Origin of the sequence: Bacteroides neonati (genome assembly GCF_000499785.1) — a bacterium.
Classification (GTDB): domain Bacteria; phylum Bacteroidota; class Bacteroidia; order Bacteroidales; family Bacteroidaceae; genus Bacteroides; species Bacteroides neonati.
The window spans coordinates 635,911-647,503 of record NZ_HG726020.1; the positions used below are offsets into that span (position 1 = coordinate 635,911).

Genomic DNA, 11,593 nt, shown 5'->3' on the forward strand with positions numbered 1-11,593 from the left:
AGTTGTTGGAGGTTATAAATTGAGCAGTTTCTTTATCTTATCGAAAATAGCTGTATTTTCATAGATTCCGGTAAACTCTTCGGCACCAGGACCAAAAGCATAGACGGGCACCATTACACCGCTATGGCCACCTGTAGAAAATTTACACACGATTTTACCTTGTTGCAGATCACCGTCCACAAGAGTGAGTCCTCCTGTTTCGTGGTCGGCAGTAACTACCACAAGGGTTTCGCCATCCTGTGAGGCCCACTTGTACATTTCGCCGATAGTGCGGTCGAAGTCATGAGTTTCCTGCATCAGCAAGTTGAGGTCATTGAAATGCCCGTAGTCATCTAGTTGTGAGCCTTCTATCATCATAAAGAAACCATTATTGTTTTGGTTCAGCAATTCAATACCTTTCAAGGAAGCACGGGCCAGGAGGTCGCCACGTTCGGCAGGCAGAGGAGTATCTATGGGATAAGGAATTGCAAATACCTTACCTTTCTTTATGGCAACCAATTCGTCCCAGCTACGAGGCGTTTGAAAGCCATTGGCACGTAATTCTTTAAACAAGTCGCGTCCGTCTTCACGATTTTCAAAGAGGTTGGCACCACCACCGAATACATAGTCGGCTTTACAATTGACGTAATCGGTAACGATAGCGGCTTCAGCATCACGATCCTTGTTATGGCAGCAAAAGTCAGCCGGAGTAGCATCCCACAAACGGCAGGTTACTGCAATACCGGTAGACTTTCCCTTGGCAGAGGCTAAATCTATCAAAGACTTCAAAGGACGCCCTTCAGTGTCTACACCCACTGAGTGATAATTAGTCTTCTGCCCGGTGGCGATAGCTGTGCCGCCTGCACCGGAGTCAGTAATCAGTTTGTCGGTACAATAAGTCTTGGAAAGACCTACGGCCTGACAATTGTCAAGGAAGAGCTTGCCACGGTTAGCCGTCCATGCAGAGTAGATGTGCATCAGGCTCATGCCGTCGCCAATCATCAGGATGACATTCTTTATCTTCTTCCCTTTGGGAGGAGTGATTTTGTCTACATGATAAGGATGTTCCAGCACGTAGGTTTGTTCTACGTCACGACGACTTTGAGCCGACAGATCGGCAAAGAGGAAGATTATCATCAAAGCGGCAAGGAGAAATTTTCTTATTACAGTTTTCATTCTTGTTATCCCTCAAATCCGCAGCTAATTTATAACTGATTCAAATAGCGATTTAATTCACCTAATAGTTCCTACTCGTAGCTTTTCCCCCTGCTTTTCTCCTTGATTTCAGGTTATAGGGCATAGCTTCCCCTTTCCCCAGTTAGCTGAAGGCATAAGTAATCCCACGAAAAGTTGTTTTTACGGACTCCAAAGCAACTTGTATGGTTTGTCGGAATAAATATTGAGTACCCATTGTCTGCCTGTCTTTACCCATTTCGCAGGAACTGTAATGAATCGAAAGATAAATCGTTTGACTCGGCTTACCGGTTCAATATCTTCAAACACGGCTGCAACCTTCTCAATAAGGTAAGCATAAAAGTTTTTAGCCATGGCTGTAAGTAGCAGGAATACTGTATTCTCTTTGAGGAATGAACAGGGAAGATGACTCCACCCGAAATCGTTATTCATCATGTCGAATGTTCTTTCACAGGCTCCACGAGCATTGTAGAAGAGTACAATGTCTTTTTCAGAACTTTCATGGTCATTGGTTAAGATGCACCGATAGGTGTATTCACCATCAAATAGGTCCAATTGGTTGTCCTTACGCTTTTGCCTTTGAATAACAAGTCGGTAGTTTTCTTCTTGCAAAAAGGAAGTAAAAGGTATGGAGGTCACTTCATAATTCTCGAAGTTGATTTCTTCTTTTTTCCAATCTGTGATTTTCGTCATTTCTTCATACAGAGACTGACATTTGCCGGCTCGTATGTAGAACTTGTTGCAGTAGCCATGTGTCATACGGATAATCTCTTCCGAATAAGAACCACAGTCCATCCGGCAACGGTCTATGAATATTCCCCTATCGGCCAAACGACGAAAAGTCCGTTGGAGCGTATCCGCTTGACGAAAACGGACATTTGCGTTTGCGGCCCGATTTTCCACACCAACAATGTTACCACCAATAGTTGCCGTGCCGGGGAAATAACCACGTTTTTTCTTGTAAGAATACTGAGTGTCATACTTTTCTGTGGGAATAAACTGGTGGTCGAAGTCCAAGTTATAAAGCGTGTTTGGCTTGAGTTGTTCTGTTTGAAGGAGCATATCGAGCATCAAACTATTAAGCTGTTCCGCCTTATTGAAAGCATAGCTTGCTCCTTTTTGGGAAGTATAGTGGATATCCAATTCTGCGAGTTCTTTTATGCCTCTCAATAAAGTATCCGGACTGGGGATTTCAGTATCCGGGCGTAATTCAAGATGTTTGCCAAGGTGTTTGCCGATATCTTCGATGTGGTCACCGCCGCAATAGTAGATCCAAAATAGGCTCGAAATAATTTCGCTATATTGGTAACCGGCGTAGGAAGAACGTAATCCTAAAGATTTATCGATCACGGAATTCAGTCCTAAACGAGAAAATTCATCCATTGCGTAAAATATACCCCCAAAAGGAGTGATATTATCTGATTTTATGGCTATTTTTGTTGTCATATGCACAAGTACCTTTATGGTTTGTTTGGTAGCACTAATTTAGGTGAATCTTGTGACATAACCAAACCTTGAGGATGTTATTCATCCTCAAGTGTTTGGATTCTCTGAAAATAATATGACTGCGGATTTAAGGTTATCCTTTTTGTTTATTACTATCTGATAAATTAGTTCATCCCACTACTCTACTGTGACCAGTACAGGTGCATGATCGGACAGGAAAGCGTCATTCTCTGTCTCGGCAAGAACACCGTATCTCAAGACTTTCAATCGGTTGTTGACGAATACGTAGTCTATCAGGGGGCGTTTGTCATACGGAATTTTGCCGAAATCGTGGAAACTCCATGCAGGACCATAAATGACGGGAGATACTGAACGAGCATTTGTCAAGTGTTTCTGAACGGTGGAATCAGTGACGTGCTTGATTACATCCGACTCAGGTTCGGCGTTAAAATCTCCAGTCACAATTATAGGTAATCCACTACTGAGCTTATTCACTTGATCCAATATCAGAGTAACACCTTCACGACGTGCCACTACCCCTACATGGTCGAGGTGGGTATTCAAAGCAAAATATTCCTTACCTGAAGCTCTATCTTTCAATTTTGCCCACGAGGCAATGCGTTCACAAGCACCGTCCCATCCTTTGGAACCTGCCACATGAGGTGTTTCACTCAGCCAAAATGTTCCGGAATCGAGTAATGCAAAGCGGTCTTTCTTATACCAAAGCGCACTGTATTCACCCTTTTCTTTTCCATCTTCACGACCGACACCAATCACACCGTATTCGGGCAGGTGCCGCTTCAAGTCCTTCAGTTGATTATTGAGCACTTCCTGCGTTCCCACAATATCCGCATCATAGAAGTGGATCGCATTTGCCACACGGTCTTTACGATACAGCCAGTTGTTCAAACTGTCTTCAGGATTATCGTAACGAATATTGAAAGACATCACGTTCACAGGCTCCGAATCGGAGCTTGGCAGTTTCACTTGTGCGCACGATGCAGCTAACAAAGGCAAAACGAATAATACTAATTTCTTCATGACTATTCTATATTAATAATTATTTCACAAATAGCACGGAAGCAGGTATAGGTACCAGTTCCTCGCCAGAAGGCAGTTTCCACGCCAAACTGAGGTGTTCACCCTCATAATCTTCAAAATAACAAAGCTCATATTCGTGAAAGCCTTTCTTCAGAGCCACCATTCCTGTAGCAGCAATAGCAGCATGAGAACCGTCATTGTTCACCACAACCTCGCCGTTGACAGATAGTACACTACCATCATCCGAACGTGTTTGAAATGTATAGATTCCGTCTTCGGGTACACTAATCAAGCCTGAGAAGATATATCCGAAATGATCTTCCTGCGCAGCATCTTTAATAGAAGGTTCCGGCATAACACCCGACTTCAGCAAGAGGCTCTTTTTTACATCCGCTACCTGGTGGTAAAGCCCTTCGTAATATTTATAAGATGTGCCGTTCTGCGTGGGATGCACCGGAAGCGATGCTTTCAACTCTGCTTTGGTCGCTTGAATAGAGAGCGTAGCGCTGGGACGGAAACCTTTTTTGAATCCTTTGGCTTTAACCGGCAAAGTCCTGTTCAATTTTAAAGGTTGCGTATAGAGAGAAGATTGTTCCGTAGGCTCTGTTCCATCCAAAGTATACCTTATCTGCGCTCCTTCGGTGGTAGTGCCAAAGATGACTGTGATTGAATCCATAAACATATTTAAATCACGGTCTACATAAGGAATGGATACGACACGCTCTGTAGTATAGGAGTAAGGAGATGCTTCGGAAACAATGCCTCTCAATTTATCGGGTTTGTTGGTAAGAGTGAAACGAAGCTCACCGCCTGCCATAAGTTGGGCATAAGTGATGAAGTTCGTATCTATCCGCTGCCCGTTCAGTTCCACTTTGCTGATGTAAAGGTTCTTTTGCGGATTGTTGGCAAGGATGGTCAGCGTCTTTCCACTTGCCAGTGTCATCACAGCCTTCTCGAATAAAGGAGTAGTCAAGGCAAACTCATTACTGCCGGGACATACTGAATAGATTCCCAAGCAGGACTGTATATACCAGGCAGACATCTGTCCGCAATCCTCATTGCCACTGATACCCTCCGGAGTGGATTGGTACATTTCGTGGAGCAGACGACGTGTCATCTCCTGTGTCTTCCAAGGTTCGCCCACATAGTTATAGAGATAAGCAATGTGATGACTCGGTTCGTTACCATGTACATACTGTCCTATCAGTCCGGTAATATCCTGAAGATCTCCTGCTACGGATTCTGCTGTAAATATAGAATCCAGTGCAGTGGTAAACGCTTCTTTGCTACCAAACAATTGCATTAGACCATGCACATCGTGAGGAGCGAAGAAACGGTATTGCCAGGCAGAAGCTTCGGTATATGCACGACCTACTTCATAAGGATTGAAAGGAGTTTCCCAATTGCCGTCCAACCGTTTGGCACGGAAGAAACAAGTAGACCCATCGAATACATGGGTATAATTCTGTGAACGCTGAATATAGGTCTGATAAACATCGTCTTTGCCCATCGCCTTCGCCAGTTGTGCAATGCACCAATCATCGTAAGCATACTCCAACAGACAGGAGATGGATTCTTTCTTTATATCGGAAGGAATAAAACCGTATTTGATATAATAATCGGCTCCTTTCTTATTCTTTTCAGAAGACGCTATCAAGGCAGCCAAGGCTTTCTCCGCATCAAATCTTCTAATGCCTTTCAGATAAGCATCAGCAATAACTGAAGCTGAATGATATCCGATCATGGTACCGGTCTCACCAGCAGAAAGCGACCAAATGGGCAATTCGCCGGATGCATCGTAAATATTGAGGAAAGAGTTAATCATATCGTTGACTAATGTAGTATCAATCAGCGTCATCAACGGATGCCACGCGCGAAACGTATCCCAAAGTGAAAAAGTGGAATACTGCACTTTACCTTCAGGCAACTGCCCTATTTGCATATCGTGACGGCGATACTGTCCATTGACGTCGCTCGCCGTATTGGGCACAACCATGGCATGATACATGGCAGTATAAAAGTTTTTTAAATCGTCTGTGCTGCCTCCCTCTACAACAATGGACGAAAGTGCCTTTTCCCAAGCAGTACGGGCGGCAGCGCAGACAGCATCAAAATTAAAATCTTTCACTTCTGCTTCGATATTCTCACGGGCATTGTCGACACTGACTATAGACAATCCTACTTTAACAATAAGGGGTTCTCCATTTTTATCATCAAAGGTAAGTACCGCTTGCAAATCTGTGCCTGAAATCTTTGATTCAGTAGATATCATCTTCTTGCCTTCCACAAACTCTACAGATTGAAAAGGCTTTGAGAATTGAGCTACAAAATAAACATATTGGTTATCCGTCCATCCACGAGTACGACGCATACCGACTATTTCATTGTCAGTGGTACATTCTAATTGGGCTTCGTATATAAATTCATTGTCCAGAAGATGAGCTAGATCAATAATGACAGAGGCTAGTTTGTCTGGATCGAAAGTATAACGATGCATACCGACGTGTGTGGTCGCCGTCAGCTCAACCTTTATGCCTTCATCTTTCAGTAAAACAGAGTAATATCCGGCTGATGCCTTCTCATCCTTATGAGAAAAAGCAGCAGGTGGGCAAATACTTTCGGCTGTGAGGTCAGGCTTTTGGATTGTAGGACGCAGCAATACATCACCCAGGTCTATACATCCTGTTCCGCTGAGGTGTGTATGCGAAAAGCCGATGAGGGTGGTATCATCGTAATGATATCCAGCACAGGCATCCCAGTTCCCGGTACGAGTATCGGGGCTTAATTGCACTGCCCCGAAAGGAACAGTCGCTCCGGGATAAGTATGCCCATGAAAGCCGGTACCGATAAAAGGATCTACATAATCAATCGGCGATAATTGTCTAAAGCCACAAGCACCGCAGACAAATAGTACAATCAATGTGTAGGTAATAATTCTCAGTTTCATCAAGATATATATTTGAAGGTGTCATTCTATTATAATAGTAATAGACTTCTATTTCCAAAAACAAAAGTAAGAAAATTCTGCAAGGATCAATACATCCTTGAGGATAACTAATCCTTGCAGAGAAGACCAATGGCAATGAGATCTTTATATTTTAGTCTTTCGAAAAGGTTAGATTAATTATAACCTTTGTTTTGCATCAGTTTACCATTAGACTTTGTTATCTGTACAGACGGATAGGGGAATACCATCATATAATCTTCATAAGTACTCTTATTCAAATAATCGGCATACGGTTCTATTGTAAAAGTAGACTCCGGATTAGAACGGCTGGCATACTTTCGAATACGAGGATGAGCATTTAACTCTTTTTCTGCAAGAGTTTTAATGACGGTATTTGGCGAACGATGCCAGCGTTTAAGATCAAATAAATGATCAGTATATTCGAAAGCCAATTCACAACGACGTTCATGATACAAATCTGCCATAGTAGGCGTATTTTTCAACTCCTCCAGATTCGAACGTCTACGGATACGATTCAAATCTTCTTTTGCTTTGTCTATTTGGTTTGTCATCAAATAAGCCTCGGCTCGGAACAATAACATCTCTGCAAAACGAATCAATGGGAAGTTCACACGAACAGTAGGCCAGTTACCATTCGTATTGACATAACCTTCTTTATCCGCATTTTTATGCTTAAACGGATCCATGTATTTATTTATCTGAAAACCTACATCCAAGTTCGTATCTGAATAAAATTTACGTTTCTCACCGAAGAATTGGAACTCTTGGTTATATTCCAATATAGAACGCACCAAACGGTCATTGCCAGCGCCATCTTTCGCCATTTCTTCATAAATATCATAAGATGGTTTTATCTGTCCCCAGCCATTGTATACACCCCAACCTTTGTCTTCTAAAATGACGCCACAGAACTCAACACCACCACCAGTAGAACCACCAGTAGAAGGGATAGACCAAAGATATTCCTTGTTCCAGAAGTCTTTAAAATCAGAAGAAAACACTTCGGCAAAAGTAGGAGCTAAGTCACGACCGTAGTCACTTTCCAAAGAGTTAACCATTGTGATTACATTATTCCACTGAGTTTCATCCCATGTGGCCCAATAAGCATATACTTTCGCTTTGTAAGCTACGGCGGCAGCTTTATGTGCACGCCCTTTATCATCATCAGTATATTCATTAAACTTAGGCAAGTATGAAATGGCCTTATCCATATCTTCAATAATAAACTTATAGTTATCTACTACAGATACTTGTTGAGGCGGAATAGAGTTATCGTAGTCACCTTCAAAATCTTCGTAGCGCATAAAAGGAACCCCTTGTTCTTTAGTGCCATAACGATAAGCAATCCAGAAATGAGCCATACCTCGCATAAAGAATGCTTCACCCAAACTACGATGTTCTACAACGCTCAACCCGTTCTTTTTCTCTTTGGTAAGCAATTGCTTAATAACCCAGTTGGAACGAGCCATATTCTGATAAAATAAATCATAGCCACCACTTATAGGGCTTTCATTTCCTGTATAATTAAAGGTTGCCAACGTGTTGTAACCACGGGTCTTAGCCCAAACAATATCATTAGCTGCTCCTTGTTCCCAAAACAACTCACGCCCAAATCCCTTTTCCTGATGAATCGGCGCATAGAGTCCATCAATAGCATCAATTGCTTGTTGGTCATTTACAAAATAAACTGTAGTAGTAGGATTGCCCTCAGCTTGCACATCCAGAAAATCTGAACAAGAGCAAAAAAATAATACTGATAAAGCCAATGTCGATATATATTTTTTCATAATCTCCGCTATTTAATAAGTTAGTTTTACACCAAAAGAAAACACTCTAGACACAGGATATTTCATAGCATCCCATCCGCCACATTCAGGATCCATACCAGAATAGCTGGTCATGGTAAAAAGGTTTTCACCGCTAAAGTAGACAAACATGCGGCTACCACGCTCCTTTAAATGTGACCATTTCTGTAACATATCAGTCAAGTCATATGATACTGTCAAGTTCTTGAGACGCAAATATGAAGCATCCTCCAAGTACCAATCGGAAGCTGTACTGAAGTTCGCATTCGGGTCATTCTTTGACAATCTGGGAGTATTAGAAGAAGTATTAATGGGGCTCCATGCACTCAAGACATCTTTCACTCGATTGAAATTTCCCTCTACATCACTCATTGTCATATACTTAGCAGCGTAAAACGCTTGAGCTCCTCCTACTCCTTGGAACATGGCATTGATAGATAGTTTTTTGTAAGTAGTACCCAAGGTGAAAGCATAAGTTGTTTTTGGAGTTGCACTACCACAATACTGACGATCTTTATCATCAATCTTACCATCACTGTTATAATCGATAAACTTCAAGTCACCAGCTACAGCGTTGGGCTGTATACGTTTTCCATCCTTCACATAGGCGGCTACTTCTGCATTCGATTGGAAGATACCAGCACTCCGAATCAGATAATAAGAATTCAAAGGTTCACCTTGAGCAGTCTGGCGAGTAAAAGGAATAACACGGAATTTAGAATCCGAATCAGTCCACACACCAGGAGTACCATCAACATTCTTCACACCTATATCAGAAACCCAATTTTTCAGGTATGTAAAGTTACCCGATATAAAGTAAGAGAAATTTTTATTGATACGGTCATTCCAATTCGCAGATACTTCAAAGCCACGATTACGAACTTCACCTTGATTAACAAACATCGGATCGAGTCCTATAGTACTGGGCCAGTCCATTGTTTGCTCTTGAATTAAATTAAAAGTACGCTTGTCAAAATAGTCAAATGACAAAGACAAACGGTTTTTAAACATTTCAACATCCAAACCCAGGTCTATCTGTTCAGAAGTCTCCCATGTTAATTTTTTATTCAAGGCGGTAGCGTTGTATGCAAAGCTATTCCAAAGAGTATTACCCATTACTCCATATTGAGCTTGTTCTTGCCAAGAAGTCGTACCGAGAAGAGATGATTTGTAACTATAAGGTATGGAGGCCAAATTACCTACGCGCCCCCAAGAAGCACGTAGCTTTAACAAATTAATAATGTTTGACTTTTTAAAGAATTTCTCATTAGATATTTTCCAAGCCAACGTTGCTGCTGGGAAATCACCAAAGTTGTTCTCTTTAGGTAAGCGGCCGGCATAGTCACGACGCCATGATGCAGTAGCAAAATAACGGTCATCGTACGAATATGCCAAACGAGCTACCATTGATACATTGGCATCGGGACCTGTCATGTAGTCACTGGCAGATGTTGAATTTGCATAGGCTAAATACTGCAAGTAAGAACTTTCATCTGATAAATTCTTGCCGTTTACTGTTAGTCCGCGTACGCTGTAGCGATCGGCTGTAGTAGAAAACAAAGCACCAACAGTATGTGCACCAAAACGGTTATCATAGGTCAGTGTATTCTCCGTTTTCCAAGCATCGGTACGATAATTAGTCACATCCAAACTATTTGAATTATTGGGTTTACCTGGCTCATCCTGAATAGGACGGAAGTTTTTATAATTATTAGTTTTCAAATTGTAAGTAAAACGGCTGGTAAATTTCAAGCCTTGGATGATATTAGCTATCTGTAAACTGGAAGTGCTCCATACATCACTAGTTTTATTAAAGCGATTTTCAGCCTTGAGCAGACGTACCGGATTAACAGCATCACCGTGGGCACCAGCATAATTACTTCCATACTTAGCTATATAATCAGGATCTTCAGTAGTAGTCCCCCCCCAAGTACCATCCAATGGATTGTATACTGTAGCACTGGCAGGCATATAGATTGCTGCTAATACCGGACCGGTATAAGCATCGTCAGTACTTTTTGAACGACTTTCCGAATTCTTCCATACAAGGTCTTCACTTAGAGACACCCACTTATTCAGTTCAAACTTGCCGTTGTAACGGATAGAATAATTCTTGTTATAGGTATTAACCAACACTCCTTGGTCATCATCATAAGAGAATGACAAACGACTGGAATAATTTTCGGTACCTACATTCAATGCAACGTTATGACGTTGATAGAAAGCTGTACGAAAAATTTCATCCATCCAATTTGTACGAGTAGTACCTACCCACGGATTTTTTGTCACATCCCATCCGTCGGGAAGAGACATGCCTGCATTGGCATAAGAAAGTTTACGCATCTCTACTTCTTCTTCTGCGTTTAAAGGCCTTGGTAAATTCGTCGCCTGACGAATCCCATAAGTACCATCATAAGAAAGAGAAGGAGTGCCCGCTTTTGCTTTCTTTGTGGTAACCAGCACAACACCACCAGCTCCTGATTGTGCACCATAAATAGCCGCCGAAGCAGCATCTTTCAATACAACTATTGACTCGATATCGTTCATTGAAGCAATAGGTGCACCTGGGATTCCATCGACTACCCAAAGTACATTATCACCTCCTTGTTCCACACCGTCAATTTTACGCTTATACGAACCCTGTCCACGAATCACAACCGTAGGCGCAGAGGTAGGATCACCACCATTTGACTGCACTGTTACACCCGCCAATTGGCCTTGTAGCATACCTTCCGTAGAACTGACTGGGCGTGTCGCCAATTCATCTGTATTGCTTAACACACCAACTGACGCGGACAGATCTTGCTTACGAGCATCAGCACCATAGCCTAACACTACGACTTCATCTAACAATTCAGTGTCTTCTTTCAAAACCACCATCAAATCTTTTCCAGTTACCGGAACATCTTGATTAGTAAACCCCACAAAACTGATAACTAATACATCACGTCTATCGGCCGACAGTATAAATTTACCGTCTATGTCCGTTATAACTCCTGTTGTAGTTCCCTTAACTAGAACATTAGCACCGATCACAGGCTCACCCATCTGATCTTTCACTGTTCCCTTTACCGAAATCTGCTGTGCAAAAACACTCACAGAAAAGAACAGTCCTAACAACAAAGTCAGAATCAATTGATAGATTCTAAAATTCTTTTGT

Annotated in this window: 6 protein-coding genes; all 6 read right to left on the bottom strand. The window is 42.0% G+C overall.

From position 1 onward, the window contains the following. Window positions 1–12 precede the first annotated feature (12 nt). Window positions 13–1,116: an alkaline phosphatase gene (locus TY03_RS05695; protein ID WP_394330881.1), complete on the bottom strand. Its 1,104-nt coding sequence runs from the start codon at window positions 1,114–1,116 to the stop codon at window positions 13–15. Between the two features lie 219 nt (window positions 1,117–1,335). Continuing rightward, window positions 1,336–2,619 carry an IS1380 family transposase gene (locus TY03_RS05700; RefSeq protein ID WP_042366226.1) on the bottom strand — a complete coding sequence of 428 codons (1,284 nt, stop codon included), beginning with the start codon at window positions 2,617–2,619 and terminating at the stop codon, window positions 1,336–1,338. A gap of 177 nt (window positions 2,620–2,796) precedes the next feature. Next, complete coding sequence (locus TY03_RS05705; RefSeq protein WP_042368151.1) at window positions 2,797–3,660, bottom strand: endonuclease/exonuclease/phosphatase family protein; 864 nt, start codon at window positions 3,658–3,660, stop codon at window positions 2,797–2,799. 19 nt (window positions 3,661–3,679) lie between these two features. Beyond that, window positions 3,680–6,607 carry a GH92 family glycosyl hydrolase gene (locus TY03_RS05710; protein ID WP_042368153.1) on the bottom strand — a complete coding sequence of 976 codons (2,928 nt, stop codon included), beginning with the start codon at window positions 6,605–6,607 and terminating at the stop codon, window positions 3,680–3,682. A gap of 173 nt (window positions 6,608–6,780) precedes the next feature. Continuing rightward, window positions 6,781–8,415 carry a RagB/SusD family nutrient uptake outer membrane protein gene (locus TY03_RS05715; RefSeq protein ID WP_042368154.1) on the bottom strand — a complete coding sequence of 545 codons (1,635 nt, stop codon included), beginning with the start codon at window positions 8,413–8,415 and terminating at the stop codon, window positions 6,781–6,783. Window positions 8,416–8,427: 12 nt separating this feature from the next. Next, a partial coding sequence (locus TY03_RS05720) for a SusC/RagA family TonB-linked outer membrane protein (protein WP_230201909.1) occupies window positions 8,428–11,593 on the bottom strand: 3,166 nt, incomplete at its 5' end.